The sequence below is a fragment of the Amycolatopsis sp. WAC 01375 genome (genome assembly GCF_003947325.1).
In the GTDB taxonomy this organism is placed as follows: domain Bacteria; phylum Actinomycetota; class Actinomycetes; order Mycobacteriales; family Pseudonocardiaceae; genus Amycolatopsis.
This window is the reverse complement of record NZ_QHHW01000025.1, coordinates 1-14,163: the sequence shown is the minus strand read 5'-3', so window position 1 is coordinate 14,163 and position 14,163 is coordinate 1. Positions and strand designations below refer to the sequence as shown.

The following is a 14,163-nucleotide window of genomic DNA, read 5'->3' as shown; positions in this document are numbered from 1 at the left end:
TGAGAAAAGTTCAGCCTCCGGTCGGCGAGACGGCCTCCGCGGGCAGACGCGGGCCCACCCGGCCGAGGCCGACGACGGCCGTGCAGGCGCACGCGGCCACGAGCACCCACGGGATCCAGAGTGCCACGGAGAACAGCGCGACGACGGCCGGAGCGATCACCGCGGCGAGCGTGAACGCGTACTGGAACGCCGCCAGATACCGGCCCCGCGCCTCCGGCGGCGCCGCGGCTTCGGCCAGCGCCCCGGATCGCGCACCGAACGCGAGATCGCCGGCGGCCAGCACGAGGGTCGCGCCGAGCAGGTAAACCGGCTGGAAGACCTTCGGCACGAACACCACCAGGAGGCACGCCAGGCACCACACCGCGAACAACGCCGAGCCCGCGCGCATCGCGGCGATCCGGGTCAGCCTCCGGGTGAGCCGCAAACCGACGACTCCACCCAGACTGGTGACGACGGTGAGCAGCGCGATGATCGCGCCGGGAAGCCATCGCGGGCCCTGCAGGGCGTTGAAGATGTACACCGGCATCCCGATGAGGAAGAAGTCCATCGTGAGCGCGAAGAGTCCGCTGAACACGATGAGCGCCAGGTACGGGCGGTTCCGCCAGACCCGCGCGGGCCCGGAGAGCCGGGGCAGGTGCCGCGGGACCGGCGGGACCAGCGTCGAGAGGATGGCCGCTGCGACGACGAAGGTCGCGACGTCGACCATCACGGCGACGTACAAGCCGTCGCGCCCGATCCACACCAGCAGTCCGGCCGCCGCGAGCCCGCCCAGCCCGAAGCCCGCGGAGCGGACCATCGCGGCTTCGGCGAACGGCCGGTCCTTCGGCCCTTCGCCCGCGACGTCGGCGATGAGCGAGAACTGGGAGCTGTAGAACAGCTGCTGCCCGGCCGCGAGCATGACGGACGCGCCGACGACCCCGGCGAAACCGTCGGCCACCAGGAAAGCGCTCGCTCCGGCGGCCTGGAGAACATGGGAGCAGATCATCACCGTCCGCGGGCCGATCAGATCGACGAGGCGCCCGGCGAGCGCGGGCACGAGCAGACCGGCGAGCGCACCGAGAGTGACCGCGGCCCCCGCCTGGGCGAGGGGCAAACCCACCACACGGATGACGAAGACCAACCCGAGCGGAAGGAAAAGTCCCGAGCCGAAGTTGTCGATTCCCAAGGCGACCAGCAACGCGACCCTGCTCCGCACAACATCGACGCTACCGGCGTGACAGCCAGGCGAAAGGTCCGTTCAGTCAAGACCGGCGGGTAGTAACGGCACCCGTCAGACGTCGCACGTCCGCACCGACAAGGCCGTGCGAAGGTCGGCGTTCATCTCGGCGAGGCGAGTGGTCAGGCCGAGGACCTTTTCGTCGTCCCAATCACCCAGCGCACGCTCCATGAACTCCAGATAACCGGCCCGCCTGCGGCCCAGTTCCTCGTGTCCGCGTTCGGAGATGCTGATGATCGACGCGCGGCCGTCCTCGGGCGCGGGGCGGCGGTCGACCATCCCCGCCGCGGACAGCTGGGAGATTTGACGGCTTACGACCGAAAGGTCCACAAAGCGTCGTTTGGCCAATTCCGAAGGGCGCGCCTCGCCGTGCTTCGCCAGGTCCGACAACAGCATCGCGGCCGCCGGATGCAGACCGGGGTCGTCCTGCCAGGCCTGCATGATCCAGGCGTGCTGCAGCTGGGAGGCGGCCTTCAACTCACGCATCAATTCGACCCTGGCGTCGTCTGCGGAGCTCATCTGCGCCTCCCGGCTACTTGTACAGTACAACTTTATTCGGCGACGCTTGCGTAAGACAACTGTTTACCTCGTGAGATCCCCCACTGCCGACCGGTTTCGAGTACACCCGTCCGGAGCAACGATGCAGGCAAAAAGGCTCTAGGCGGCTAGTCTCGCGAGCGAGCCGGAACCAGCCGACCGACCCGAAAGCCACTGACCGGAGAGGTGAATGACCCGTGAATTCTTCTCCAGTGGACCCTCGTTCGTGAACCTGGGGAACTGTCTTCCGGTATGCGCTTCCCGATCAGCGACTCCCAGCCCGTGACGGCCGACGCGGTCAGCCCGGTGCCGCGTTCCTCGGCACCGAGGGAAGCCCCGCCCGCGGTCACCGCGATGGTGCGGCTCATCCGGGACACCTGGGCGAAGTCGGAGCCCTTCATACCGGAGATCTCCCAGTTCTTCTACGGGATGCTGTTCACCCTCGCGCCCGCCACCCGCGACTTCTTCCCGATCAACATGGAGGTCCAGCGCGGCAGGCTGGTGCGCGCGCTGGTCCACATCGTGCAGATGGTCGACCGGCCGGACGACCTGGTGCCGTTCCTGACCCAGCTCGGCCGTGACCACCGCAAGTTCGGCGTCATCCCCCGGCATTACGAGGCCGTCGGCACCGCGCTGCTCGCCTCGCTCAAGAACCACCTGGGTCCGGACTGGACACCGGAGGTCGAGCGAGCCTGGGCGGAGGCCTTCACCATCGTCGCCCGCGCGATGCAGGAGGCCGCCGCGGCCGACGTGAACCCGGCGTCCTGGTCGGCGACCGTACTCGAGCACCGGCGGCTCACCTGGGATCTCGCCCTGGTCCGCGTCCAGCCCGAATTCCCGGTGCCGTACCAGCCCGGTCAGTACATGAGCGTCGAAGTCCCGCAGCGGCCGAGGCTCTGGCGCTATCTGTCGCCGGCGAACGCGCCGCGCGAAGACGGCGGCATCGAGTTCCACGTGCGCGCGGTCGACGGCGGCTGGGTGTCCCGCGCGATCGTGAGCCACACGCAGCCGGGCGACGTCTGGCGGCTGGGGCCGCCGCTCGGCAGGCTTTCGATCGACCGCACCGACGGCCGCGGCGTCCTGATGATCGCGGGCGGCACCGGCGTCGCGCCGCTGCGCGCCATTCTCGACGACCTCGCGCAATGGGGCGAGAACCCGAAGGTCCAGTTGTTCTACGGCGGACCGTCGCGTGAGGACCTTTACGACCTCGACGAGTTGCGCGCCCTCGCGGCCACCAACCCCTGGCTCACCGTGACCCCGGTGGTCGAGCGCGGTGAGGAAGCCCCGGGTTGCGTCCAGGGCACGCTCGCGGAAGCCGTTACACAGCAAGGGTCCTGGCCAGGGCACCGCATCCTCGTCGCCGGTTCGCCCGCGATGATCCGGGCGACGGTGTCCCGGATGCTGGTCGCGGGCAGCGCGCTCGACCAGATCGCGTACGACCCCTTCACCATCGACTAGGCGCTGTCGAAACCGTTTCCACAATGGTGGATCAGTCGCCGGACTCGTGTCGTTACGTGACGCGGTAATCACGGAGAAAAGCCACCCGATCGGCGGATCACGCGTGGCCGTCGAACTGGCGAAAACCACTGGTGAGCAAGGGAAACCCCCGCCTGCTTGATCACCTTTACTTAGTGCCAGACGGTGTTGACCGCGCGTATATCGTTTGCTCCGTTCGAGCGGGAAACAACCATTCGCGGATCCTTTTTCGACTTCCGGGCATACAGTCGGGAACCCTCGGGGGAACACGAGCAAGATGACATCGGGTCTGGAGAATATGCCCGATCCAACTGGAGAAAATCGTTCACCCATGACTGCCGAAACAGTGAAATACGAGCATCCACCGAGTTCGTCGAGATCCTCGCCGATTCCCGTTCCGCCACTGGTCGAAACACCCGCGGCGGACAAGACCGTCCGGATGGCCGAGCTCATCCGGGAAAGTTTCGCCGCCGTCGAAACGAAGGCAGAGGAGCTGTCCCAGTACTTTTACGGGGCGCTCTTCACTGTCGCACCGGACGCGCGGGCGTTGTTCCCGATCAACATGGCCACCCAGCGAAATCGTTTGCTGCGCGCGCTCGTCTACGTCGTACAGATGGTGGACCGACCCGACGAGCTGGCCACTTTCCTCGGCCAGCTCGGCCGGGACCATCGGAAGTTCGACGTCCTCGGCCGCCATTACGACGCCGTCGGTGTCGCGCTGATCGCCGCGCTGAAAAGATTCTTGAAGGACGACTGGACGCCCGAGGTGGAAGACGCCTGGGTCACCGCGTACGGCGTCATATCGAAGAGCATGCGCGAGGCCGCGGGCAAGGAGGTCGGGCCCGCGTGGTGGAAGGCGACCGTCGTCGAGCACCGGCTCGCCTCCCGCGACGTCGCCGTCATCAAGGTGCGCACGGACCAGCCGCTCCCATACCGGGCCGGCGGCTACGTCAGCGTCGAAGTCCCGCAGCGCCCGCGGATGTGGCGCTACTTCTCGCCCGCCACCGCACCGCACGACGACGGGACGATGGAGTTCCACGTGCACGCCGTGCGCGGCGGCTGGGTCTCGCGCGCGATCGTCCACCACACCCGGCCCGGCGACGTCTGGCGTATCGGCCCGTCGCTCGGCGCGCTTTCGGTGCACCACACGGAAAGCCGTCCGCTGCTGATGGTCGGCGGCGGCACCGGCGTCGCGCCGCTGCTCGCCCTGCTCGACGACATGTCGCGCTGGAGGAACAATCCGCCGGTGCACCTGTTTTTCGGCGGCCGGAAGCCGGAAGACCTCTACGCCCTCGACGAGCTCCGCGGGCTGGCCGTCACCTGCCCTTGGCTGACGGTGACCCCGGTGACCGAGGAAGGCACCATCACCGGCGGTGACCGCGGCACGCTGGCCACGGCGGTCACGCAGCGCGACGGCTGGAAGGACCGCGACGTCTACGTCGCCGGGTCGCCTTCGATGATCCGCGCGACGATCGCGAAACTGCTCGCCGCCGGCACGGATCTGGCGCGGATCAAATACGACCCCTTCACCCTGGACTGAGCGGGCACTCCGTTCGTATTAGGCCGATCGGCCGTACCACTTGGGCTCGACGCAGCAGTAGGTCAGTGAATCATTGACCGCGGTCACCGGCGGATTTATGGTCTAGACCACATTGCTCCCCATCACGGGAACACCGTCGTTCCATCCCCAGGAGCCGGCATGACCGTCAAAAGCAAGCTCGTGGCAGCCGCCGCCGGTGCGATCCTCGCCCCGATCGCCATCGTCGCCATCCCCCAGGCGGCCAGCGCCCACGGCTACGTGCTGTCCCCGCCCAGCCGCCAGGCGAACTGTGCCCAGGGCAAGGTTTCCGGCTGCGGTGCCATCGTCTACGAACCCCAGAGCGTCGAAGGCCCCAAGGGGCTCCGCAGCTGCAACGGCGGCCTTCCCGGATTCGCCGAGCTCAACGACGAATCGAAGCCGTGGCCCGCCGCCTCGGTCGGCAACAGCGTGACCTTCAACTGGAAGTTCACCGCCTACCACCGGACCACGAACTACGAGTACTACATCGGCGGCACCAAGATCGCCGACATCAGCGGGAACAACTCCGCGCCGAAGGACCCGACGTCGCACACCGTGAGCCTGAACGGCTTCAGCGGCCGCCAGAAGGTGCTCGCCATCTGGAACATCGCGGACACGCCGATGGCCTTTTACAGCTGCATCGACCTGCAGATCGGCGGCGGCAACCCGCCCACCACGAGCAACCCGCCGACCACCAGCAACCCGCCCACGACGTCGAACCCGCCGACCAGCACCAGCAACCCGCCCGCCGGCGGCACCTGGGCGGCCGGGACGGCCTACGCGGTCGGCAGCACGGTGACCTACGGCGGCGCGACCTATCGCTGCCAGCTGGCGCACACCGCGCTCCAGGGCTGGGAACCGCCGAACACCCCCGCACTGTGGACCCGGCAGTGAAGCTGGCCCTCGTTCTCGTCGCCGGTCTCGTGGCCCTCGCGGGCTGCGGGACCGGTGATGGCTCACCGACCACCGCCGGCGGCCCGATCTCCCCGGTCCCCCAATCCGCCGCCGCGGCGTCCGCCGAGTACAACGACGCCGACGTGATGTTCCTGCAGATGATGATCGCCCACAACAACCAGGGCGTTGAGATCGTCAAGCTGGTGAAGGCCAAGCAGGCGCAGAAGCAGGAGCTGAAGGATCTCGCGGCCGCCATCGAGGCGACGCAACAGACCGAGAGCACCGAAATGCGGAACTGGCTGAAGGGCTGGGGCAAACCCGAGACGGGTTCGGCCGATCCGCACGCGCACCACCATCACGGTGGCGACGGGCTCACGGACAAGGGACTGCTCGAAGCACTGTCCAAAAAGGATGGTTCGGAGTTCACCCTCGACTTCGCCGACATCTTCGTCGCGCACCAGCACAACGGGGTCGCGCTCGCGAGGACCGAACTGAAGGATGGCAAGAACCCGCAGGCGAAGGCGCTGGCCCAGCGGATCATGGACTCGCGCACCGGCGAGGTCCAGCAGATCCGGACCCTCGTCCCCGGCCAATAACGCAATTAGTCACCTACTTGCGAGCTTTCCGCCACCGGTTTCGCGTGATCGAAGCCGTAACTCACGTGATTGGAGCCGTCATTCGCGTGACTGGAGCCGTAACTCGTGAGTTACGGCTCCAGTCACGCGAGATACGCCTCCAGTCACGTGAGTTACGGCTCCAGTCACGTCGTCGACTCACGCCGCATTTAGGTGACTAATTGCGGCGTTTGGGCTTCCAGACGACCAGGGCCGTCTGCTGCCGCAGCGGGACGAGGTCCTTGCGGTAGGAGGCGTGCACGGCCGCGGCCGTCTGTTCGGCGGTGAGGTACGCCGCAGTGAGCTCTTCGGTCAGTTCGGCGATGCGCGCCCGGAGGGCGTCGACCTGGTTTTCCAGCTCGATGATCCGCTTGATGCCCGCGAGGTTGACACCGTCCTCTTGGGACAGTCGCTGCACTTCGCGCAGCAACGCGATGTCCCGCATCGAGTAACGCCGTCCACCGCCGGATGTCCGGCCCGGCGACACGAGACCCTGGCGGTCGTAGGACCGCAGGGTCTGCGCGTGCAGGCCGGACAGCTGCGCCGCCACCGAAATGACGAACACCGGCGTCTCCTCGTCCGCACCGTGCGGCAACCCGCCGAACATCGCGCTCACCTGCCTTCGAGAAGTTCGGTGATCTCCGGTCGTGGATCGTGGTCGGCCATGGCCTCGGCGTAGGCCTCCAGCGCTTCACGCGCCTTGTCGTCCAATTTGGCCGGGATGGCCGCCTGCAGGGTGACCAGGAGGTCGCCCTGCGAGCCGTCACGCTTCGCGATTCCCTTGCCGCGCACGCGAAGCACCCGGCCGCTCGCCGTACCTTGCGGCACCTTCAGCGACACCTTGCCCTCGAGCGTCGGCACGGTGATCGTGCCGCCGAGGGCCAGTTCCGCGAAGGACACCGGCACGGCGATCGTCAGGTCGAGGCCCTGGCGCCCGAACAACGCGTGCGGTGCGACGTGCACGCGGACGTACAGATCGCCCGGCTGCGCGCCGCCTCGGCCCGGTTCGCCCTGGCCCGCCAGGCGGATCCGCTGGTCGTCGGCGACGCCCGGCGGGATCCGCACGGTCAGCGTGCGGGTGCGGGTGCTGATGCCCTCGCCCGCGCATTCCGGGCAGGGGTCGTCGATGATCGTGCCGCGGCCGCGGCAGTCGCGGCACGGCTCGGAGAACGCGAACGCGCCCTGGCTCCGGCTGACCAGCCCGCTGCCCTGACAGGTCGAACACGTCCTCGGGGAGGTCCCCGGCTTCGCGCCGTTCCCGCCGCAGGTGGAGCAGGTCGCCGGGCTCGACAGCCGCAGCGGCAGGGTCGCGCCCTTGACCGCCTCGGTGAAGTCGATCCGGACGTCGGTCTCCACGTCCGAGCCGCGCTGCGGCCGGTTCGCGGTGGCACCGGCCGCCCCGCCGCGGCGGCCGAAGAGACCGCCGAGGATGTCGCCGAGGCCGCCGAAACCGCCCTGCTGCTGGCCTGCCTGGCCGAAGATGTCGCCGACGTCGAAACCGCCGCTGCCACCGCCGCCGCCCGGGAAGCCGAAGCCGCCGGGACCGCCGGAGCCGAAGAGGCGGCGAGCCTCGTCGTACTCCTTGCGCTTGGCCGTGTCGGACAGTACGCCGTACGCCTCGGAGACCGCCTTGAACTTCTTCTCGGCCTCCGCGTTGCCCGCGTTGGCGTCGGGGTGGTTCTCCTTGGCCAGCTTGCGATAGGCCTTCTTGATCTCGTCCGCGGTGGCGTCGGAGGAGACGCCCAGCTCACGGTAGAAGTCCTTACCGATCCATTCCCGTGCACTCACCGAACGTCTCCTCCTTTCACGCCGTATCGCCGATCAGCGGTTGTTCTCATCGAAAAGTTCGCCCTCGAGCGGCAGCTCGCCGCCGACGGGCGGGTCCACCGGGGCGTCCTGCGCCGCCGACGCGGGTGCCGGAGCGGCACCCGGCTCGTGGTCGGTGACCCCGACCAGCGCCGCGCGCAGCACGCGTTCGCCGAAGCGGTAACCGCGGCGCATGACCGTGGTGACCGTCGGCCCGGCGACATCCGGCGACGTGCTGTGCTGGACGGCCTCGTGCACGCTCGGGTCGAAGGGCTCGCCCTCCGCGCCGAACGGCTCGAGCCCCGACCGCTGCAGGCTCCCGACCAGCTTCTCGCCGACCGCCTTGAAGGCGCCCGTCAGATCGCCGTGCTGCTCCGCGCGCTCGAGGTCGTCGAGCAGCGGGAGCAGGTCACCGACGACCGACGCCTTCGCGCCGGCGACGACCTGCTCGCGGTCACGGTCGACGCGCTTGCGGTAGTTGGCGTACTCCGCCTGGAGGCGCTGGAGGTCGGCGGTGCGTTCCGCCAGCTCCTTCTCCAGCCCGGTCGCCACCGACACCGAGTCGTCCACAATGGACTCCCCGAGGCCGGGGCCCGCGTGTGCCGCGGGCTCCGGCTCCGTCGGGACAGCCTGCTCTTCGGCAGGAGCGGCGTGCTTCGGACCGTCCTTGGGTTCGGCCTCCGGGGCGGCCGAGCGGACCTCACCGGTCAGCGGATCGATCCGCCTGCGGTCCCGCACGACCACCGGTTCGTCCGGGCCCCGGCCCTCGGTTTCGTCGTAGCGTCCCGTCACTTCTTGTCCTTCTCGTCCTCTTCGACGATCTCGGCGTCGACGACGTCGTCGGCCTTGGCCTGCGAACCCGTGCCCGCACCCGCGGTCCCGGTCGCGCCTTCACCGGCGGCGGCCTCATCGGCGGCGTTGCCGGCCGCGTTGGCGTAGAGCGCGGTGCCCAGCTCCTGCGAAGCGGTGTTCAGCTTCTCGATGGACTCGCGGATCTTCGCCGAGTCGGTGCCCTTGAGCGCCTCGTTGGCCTCGTCGATCGCGGACTTCACCTTGCCCTTGAGCTCGTCGGGCAGCTTGTCCTCGTTGTCCTTGACGAACTTCTCGGTCTGGTAGACCAGCGTCTCCGCCTGGTTGCGGGTCTCCGCCTCCTCGCGGCGCTGCTTGTCCTCCTCGGCGTGCGCCTCGGCGTCCTTGACCATGCGCTCGATGTCGTCCTTCGGCAGCGCGGAGCCACCGGTGATCGTCATCGACTGCTCCTTGTTCGTGCCGAGATCCTTCGCGAGGACGTGCACGATGCCGTTGGCGTCGATGTCGAAGGTGACCTCGATCTGCGGCACGCCACGCGGGGCGGGCGGGAGACCGGTCAGCTCGAACATGCCGAGCTTCTTGTTGTGCGCCGCGATCTCGCGCTCACCCTGGAACACCTGGATCTGCACCGACGGCTGGTTGTCGTCCGCGGTGGAGAAGATCTCCGAACGCTTGGTCGGGATCGTGGTGTTGCGCTCGATGAGCTTGGTGAACACGCCACCCTTGGTCTCGATGCCCAGCGAAAGCGGGGTCACGTCGAGCAGCAGGACGTCCTTGACCTCACCCTTGAGCACACCGGCCTGGAGCGCGGCGCCGACGGCGACGACCTCGTCCGGGTTGACGCCCTTGTTCGGCTCGCGGCCGCCGGTCAGCTCCTTGACCAGGTCCGACACGGCGGGCATGCGGGTGGAACCACCCACGAGCACGACGTGGTCGATGTCGCCGACGGCGACACCGGCGTCACGGATGACGTTGTTGAACGGCTTGCGGGTGCGCTCGAGCAGGTCCGAGGTGATCTTCTGGAACTCGGCGCGGGAGAGCTGCTCGTCGAGGAACAGCGGGTTCTTGTCCGCGTCCACGGTGATGTACGGCAGGTTGATGCCCGCCGAGTTGGAGCTGGAGAGCTCGATCTTCGCCTTCTCGGCGGCCTCACGGATGCGCTGGAGCGCCATCTTGTCCTTGGTGAGGTCGATGCCGTTGGACGACTTGAACTTGTCGACCAGCCAGGTGACGATCCGCTCGTCCCAGTCGTCACCGCCGAGGTGGTTGTCACCGGAGGTCGCGCGGACCTCGACGACACCCTCGCCGATCTCCAGCAGCGAGACGTCGAACGTACCGCCACCGAGGTCGAAGACCAGGATGGTCTGTTCCTTCTCGCCCTTGTCCAGGCCGTACGCCAGCGCCGCCGCGGTGGGCTCGTTGACGATGCGGAGCACGTTCAGGCCGGCGATCTGCCCGGCCTCCTTGGTGGCCTGCCGCTGCGCGTCCTCGAAGTAGGCGGGGACGGTGATGACCGCGTCGGTGATGGTCTCGCCGAGGTACGCCTCGGCGTCGCGCTTGAGCTTCATCAGCACGCGGGCGCTGATCTCCTGCGAGGTGTACGCCTTGCCGTCGATCTCGGTCTTCCAGTCGGTACCGACGTGCCGCTTGACCGACCGGATGGTGCGGTCGACGTTCGTCACGGCCTGGTTCTTCGCCGGCTGGCCGGTCAGCACTTCGCCGTTCTTGGCGAAGGCGACGATGGACGGGGTGGTGCGTGAACCTTCCGAGTTGGCGATGACCGTCGGCTCGCCGCCCTCAAGGACAGCGACGACCGAGTTGGTCGTGCCGAGGTCGATGCCGACCGCTCGCGCCATGGTGTGATCCTCCTGCTAGTTTCGTGACCTGCACGTTCTCGCTCACCTTGAGCGGGATCAACGCAAGTTGTATCGGGCCGGTGCGGCTTCCGTCAAGCCGGACTTGAGCCGACCGCACTCAACCTTGTATCCGGCTCAACGAGCGGCACGGGCGTCTTGTTCCCGGGCTACCGGCAGACCGTGCCCGGAGCGGGTGTGACGCCGCTCACCAGGTATTTCACCTCTTGGGTGCGCACGCAGGCGGAGTTCAGCAGCCCCGTGTGCCCGTACCCGGCGTCGACGAGCAACGTCGAGTTCTCGATGTTCCGCGCGAGCCCCTTCGCCCACACGAGCGGCGTCGCCGGGTCGTGTTCTCCACCGACCACGAGGATCGGCGCCGCACCCGAGATCTTCTGCGGCCGCGGCAGGTACTCCGAGGGCACCGGCCAGCCCGCGCACCCGCTCGCGAAGTCCCAGAACTCCGAATACCGCCAACTGTGCGGCGCGAGGGTCTTCACCAGGCCCTGCATCGCCCTCATGTCAGGGTAGGAGGTGAACGGCGAGCCGAAGTCGTGGCAGCCGATCGAGCGGTACGCGCCGTAGGACGGGTCCAGCTGGGCGTACGGCAACAGCCCGTCCGCGTTCCCCGCTGTCGCGGCCTCGATGCCCTTCGCCACGTCCGGCCAGAACGCCGGCAGGATCAACCCGCCGTAGACACCGGCCGCGATCTCCTCGGCGGTCACGTTCCGCCCCAGTTGCTTCGATGGCACGCCGCCGGGCGTCCGCATGAGCTTGTCGTAGGTGGCGAGAACGTCCTTGGCGCGAAGCACGCAGTCGGAAGACGTCTTGCACCAGTTCGCGAAGTCGTTGAGCGCGCCCTCGGTCGCGATGGCCTCGTCGAGGATCGCCTGCCGCGTCGGCCGGGAGTGGTCGATGGCGCCGTCGAGCACCATCGTCCTGACGCGCTTCGGGTACTTCTCCGCATACACGGCGCCGAGTTCGGAACCGTAGGAGACACCGAGCCAGTTCACCTTCGGCTCGCCGAGGGCGACCCGGATCGCTTCGATGTCGTCGGCGGCGCGCCAAGTGTCCACAGAGGACAAAGCGGGCCCTGTCCTCTTGAGACACTCGTTGCCGGAGGCGCGGTTGTGCGCGATGAGCTTGTCGTAGTCCGCGCGGTTCCGCGGGAGACGGCTGATCGCCGGGTCGTGCAGGTTCGGCGCGCAGCTGATCGCGGGCCTGCTTTCCCCGACGCCACGCGGGTCGAACCCGATGACGTCGAACCGCTGCCGCACTTCGGCCATCTCCGGTTGATCCAGCGCGAACCCCCGGCCGCCGTACTTGAGCACGGTGACGCCGGCACCGCCCGGCCCGCCCGGGTTCGTCAGCAGCGAACCGACGCGGCGGGCGGGATCGGTCGCCGGCAGTTTCGCCAATGCGATGGAAAAGCCGCCGCTCACCGGAAGGTTCGCGCATTCCAGCGTCGGCGCGTACTCGGTCGCGCACGGCTTCCAGTCGATCCCGGGCGCGGCGGACGCGGGCACCGCGGAAAGCGGAAGCAGGGTCAGCGCGGTGATCGCGGCAAGGGTCTTCATGCGTGCTTCACCGTGATCGAGCCGGTGCCGGACTGGAGGTCGAGGACGTTCGCCGAAGCCTGGTCCTGCCGGACGCCGCCGGTCTCGACCTTGCCGACCTCCGCCTTCGCGCGCACCTGGTACGCGCCGTCGGGCACGGTGACGACGACCTTGCCGACCTCGGCGTTCGCGGTGACCGCGCCCGGTTTCGCGAGGCCGACCTCGATGTCACCGATGCCGGTGTGCAGGTTGACCGGCCCGGACGTGCTCAGCACCTTCAGGTCGCCGACGTCACCCTTCAGATCGACCGAAGTGGCGCGGGCGAGCGTGATCTTGCCGGTGCCGATGGACCCGGAGATCGCCAGCTCGCGCGGCACCACGACGTCGTAGTCCACGCCACACTGCTTGCAGCCGCCGAGGACAAGCGTGCCGTTCTCGACGCTGTACGTCTTGCCCGGGTTCTTGCCCGTGTACGTCACTTCGCGGCGCAGCGAGACCGGTGCGCCGTCCTCGACCCGGAGCGTGACCGCGCCGACCGGGACGTCCACCCGGATCGCGGTGACCTGCTCGGTGACGGGCGCGCCGTCGCTCAGCTTCTCGTGGCTTTCGGTGGTGCAGCCGACGATCCCGAAGGCGGTCAGCGCGCCGAGAGCGAGCGCGCCGAGGACGCGCTTCTCTGTGGTTCCCATGAAAAAGTGTTCCCCCGATGAATTCCGTCAGGCCGCTTTGACCTTGACGCTTCCGCTGTCGGTGTTGAGATCGAGCTTGTGCTGGGCCGAACCGGACTGGTTCACGTCGATGTCGCGGCGGCCGCTGTCGCTGGCGCCGGTGACGTTGTAGTCGCCGGCCGGGACGGTGACCTCGACCGAACCGCTGTCGGTCTGCGCGATGACGTCGGCGCCCTTGATCAGTTCGAGCTCGATGCGGCCGCTGTCGGCGCGGACTTCGACGTTGCCGCCGAGCCGCTCCCCCTTGATGGCGCCGGACGACGCCCGCACGGTGACGGCCTGTCCGATGTTCGCCAGTTCCACGCGCCCGGAATCCGACCGCACCTTCACGGTGCCCGGCACGTCGCGCACCTCGACCCGGCCGGAGTCGACCGTGACGTCCACAGTGGACACTCCGGCGATGTCGAGCGCCCCCGAGTCCAGGCTGCCCGTGACCGGGACGCCCGCCGGGACCACCACGTCGTAACGGACCTCGCAGTTGCTGCCGCAGCCGGCGAGGACCAGGGTGTCGCCGTCCACGCGGAACGAGTCGCCCGGTTTGTTCCAGCGGTACTCGAACTCCTGGTGGACCCGGACCGGCCCCTCGCCGGTGCGGATCTTGACGCCACCCTCGTCGTTCTCGATCCGCACGCTCCGGATCGGCTGGGTCACCTCCGCGGTGGCCTCCGCGTCGGACGGCCACCACCAGCCGAGGCCGGTGAGGACACCGACGCCGATCAACGCGATGCCTCCGATCGCGAGGAGTGGGCGCGCCATGGTCTTGAGTCCCTCCAGAGCAGGTTTCGTGTAGCTCGACGCTAAGGGCAGCACGGCGGGATGGACATAGGGGTAACCCCCGGAATCGTCCCTGATCCCGCACCGGGGTCCTCGGGGTCCTAGGTGCTGTCCTGCGAGTCATGTTCGCGGTCTCCGCGCCCAGGTGGCCCCTGACGGCACGGGCGGACGCGGCCGAGTACGACCCGGTACGAGGCCGATCCACCCGCACCGCCAGGAACCACCTGGATCACGAAGCCCATCGAACAGACTCACAGGACAGCACCTAGCCTGGCTTCGTCATCGGTTCCACGATCAGGAGGACGCATGCCGCAGGCACCCGATCCGTACGACTTTCTGCC

At 68.3% G+C, this 14,163-nt stretch carries 13 protein-coding genes; 4 read left to right on the top strand and 9 right to left on the bottom strand.

Annotation, left to right across the window (positions count from 1 at the left end; all coding sequences use genetic code 11):
- Positions 1 to 10: 10 nt before the first annotated feature.
- Together DL991_RS14250 and DL991_RS14245 are read right to left on the bottom strand one after the other, a co-directional pair.
- Positions 11 to 1,195, bottom strand: a complete 1,185-nt coding sequence (locus tag DL991_RS14250; RefSeq protein ID WP_125784784.1) for an MFS transporter — start codon at positions 1,193 to 1,195, stop codon at positions 11 to 13.
- Positions 1,196 to 1,270: 75 nt separating this feature from the next.
- The gene (locus DL991_RS14245; RefSeq protein WP_125784783.1) at positions 1,271 to 1,735 is read right to left on the bottom strand and encodes a MarR family winged helix-turn-helix transcriptional regulator; all 465 of its coding nucleotides are present in this window, start codon (positions 1,733 to 1,735) and stop codon (positions 1,271 to 1,273) included.
- A 270-nt stretch (positions 1,736 to 2,005) separates the two neighbouring features.
- Here DL991_RS14245 and DL991_RS14240 point away from each other — a divergent pair, with 270 nt between their 5' ends.
- The 4 genes from DL991_RS14240 to DL991_RS14225 all read left to right on the top strand — a co-directional run bounded on the left by DL991_RS14240 (position 2,006) and on the right by DL991_RS14225 (position 6,277).
- Positions 2,006 to 3,211, top strand: a complete 1,206-nt coding sequence (locus DL991_RS14240) for a globin domain-containing protein (RefSeq protein WP_199746187.1) — start codon at positions 2,006 to 2,008, stop codon at positions 3,209 to 3,211.
- 457 nt (positions 3,212 to 3,668) lie between these two features.
- The gene (locus DL991_RS14235) at positions 3,669 to 4,769 is read left to right on the top strand and encodes a globin domain-containing protein (protein ID WP_125784997.1); all 1,101 of its coding nucleotides are present in this window, start codon (positions 3,669 to 3,671) and stop codon (positions 4,767 to 4,769) included.
- A gap of 159 nt (positions 4,770 to 4,928) precedes the next feature.
- Complete coding sequence (locus DL991_RS14230; RefSeq protein WP_125784782.1) at positions 4,929 to 5,681, top strand: lytic polysaccharide monooxygenase; 753 nt, start codon at positions 4,929 to 4,931, stop codon at positions 5,679 to 5,681.
- Entirely contained in the window at positions 5,678 to 6,277 is a 600-nt protein-coding gene (locus DL991_RS14225; RefSeq protein ID WP_125784781.1) for a DUF305 domain-containing protein, read from the top strand. Before DL991_RS14230 ends, DL991_RS14225 begins: the two co-directional genes overlap by 4 nt.
- Before the next feature lie 196 nt (positions 6,278 to 6,473).
- Here DL991_RS14225 and DL991_RS14220 read toward each other — a convergent pair whose 3' ends face one another.
- From DL991_RS14220 to DL991_RS14190, 7 genes are all read right to left on the bottom strand, one after another.
- On the bottom strand, positions 6,474 to 6,902 hold the full coding sequence (locus DL991_RS14220; protein WP_125784780.1) for a heat shock protein transcriptional repressor HspR: 429 nt from the start codon (positions 6,900 to 6,902) through the stop codon (positions 6,474 to 6,476).
- A 5-nt stretch (positions 6,903 to 6,907) separates the two neighbouring features.
- Positions 6,908 to 8,083 (bottom strand): molecular chaperone DnaJ, encoded by a 1,176-nt coding sequence (dnaJ, locus tag DL991_RS14215; protein ID WP_125784779.1) that lies wholly within the window; start codon positions 8,081 to 8,083, stop codon positions 6,908 to 6,910.
- Positions 8,084 to 8,116: 33 nt separating this feature from the next.
- Complete coding sequence (gene grpE, locus DL991_RS14210) at positions 8,117 to 8,893, bottom strand: nucleotide exchange factor GrpE (protein WP_125784778.1); 777 nt, start codon at positions 8,891 to 8,893, stop codon at positions 8,117 to 8,119.
- Complete coding sequence (dnaK, locus tag DL991_RS14205) at positions 8,890 to 10,767, bottom strand: molecular chaperone DnaK (protein WP_125784777.1); 1,878 nt, start codon at positions 10,765 to 10,767, stop codon at positions 8,890 to 8,892. The genes grpE and dnaK overlap by 4 nt, the downstream gene beginning before the upstream one ends.
- A 167-nt stretch (positions 10,768 to 10,934) precedes the next feature.
- Positions 10,935 to 12,341, bottom strand: a complete 1,407-nt coding sequence (locus tag DL991_RS14200; protein WP_125784776.1) for an alpha/beta hydrolase — start codon at positions 12,339 to 12,341, stop codon at positions 10,935 to 10,937.
- Positions 12,338 to 13,009, bottom strand: a complete 672-nt coding sequence (locus DL991_RS14195) for a DUF4097 family beta strand repeat-containing protein (protein ID WP_125784775.1) — start codon at positions 13,007 to 13,009, stop codon at positions 12,338 to 12,340. The genes DL991_RS14200 and DL991_RS14195 overlap by 4 nt, the downstream gene beginning before the upstream one ends.
- A 27-nt stretch (positions 13,010 to 13,036) precedes the next feature.
- A complete protein-coding gene (locus tag DL991_RS14190; RefSeq protein WP_125784774.1) occupies positions 13,037 to 13,804 on the bottom strand; it encodes a DUF4097 family beta strand repeat-containing protein in 768 nt (255 codons plus the stop codon).
- Between the last annotated feature and the right edge of the window lie 359 nt (positions 13,805 to 14,163).

Bases quoted from the DNA above. Each gene is read 5' to 3' on its own strand.
- DL991_RS14245 (WP_125784783.1), bottom strand. From the start codon at position 1,735: ATGAGCTCCGCAGACGACGCCAGGGTCGAATTGATGCGTGAGTTGAAG.
- DL991_RS14240 (WP_199746187.1), top strand. From the start codon at position 2,006: ATGCGCTTCCCGATCAGCGACTCCCAGCCCGTGACGGCCGACGCGGTC.
- DL991_RS14235 (WP_125784997.1), top strand. From the start codon at position 3,669: ATGGCCGAGCTCATCCGGGAAAGTTTCGCCGCCGTCGAAACGAAGGCA.
- DL991_RS14230 (WP_125784782.1), top strand. From the start codon at position 4,929: ATGACCGTCAAAAGCAAGCTCGTGGCAGCCGCCGCCGGTGCGATCCTC.
- DL991_RS14220 (WP_125784780.1), bottom strand. From the start codon at position 6,902: ATGTTCGGCGGGTTGCCGCACGGTGCGGACGAGGAGACGCCGGTGTTC.
- dnaK (WP_125784777.1), bottom strand. From the start codon at position 10,767: ATGGCGCGAGCGGTCGGCATCGACCTCGGCACGACCAACTCGGTCGTC.
- DL991_RS14200 (WP_125784776.1), bottom strand. From the start codon at position 12,341: ATGAAGACCCTTGCCGCGATCACCGCGCTGACCCTGCTTCCGCTTTCC.
- DL991_RS14195 (WP_125784775.1), bottom strand. From the start codon at position 13,009: ATGGGAACCACAGAGAAGCGCGTCCTCGGCGCGCTCGCTCTCGGCGCG.
- DL991_RS14190 (WP_125784774.1), bottom strand. From the start codon at position 13,804: ATGGCGCGCCCACTCCTCGCGATCGGAGGCATCGCGTTGATCGGCGTC.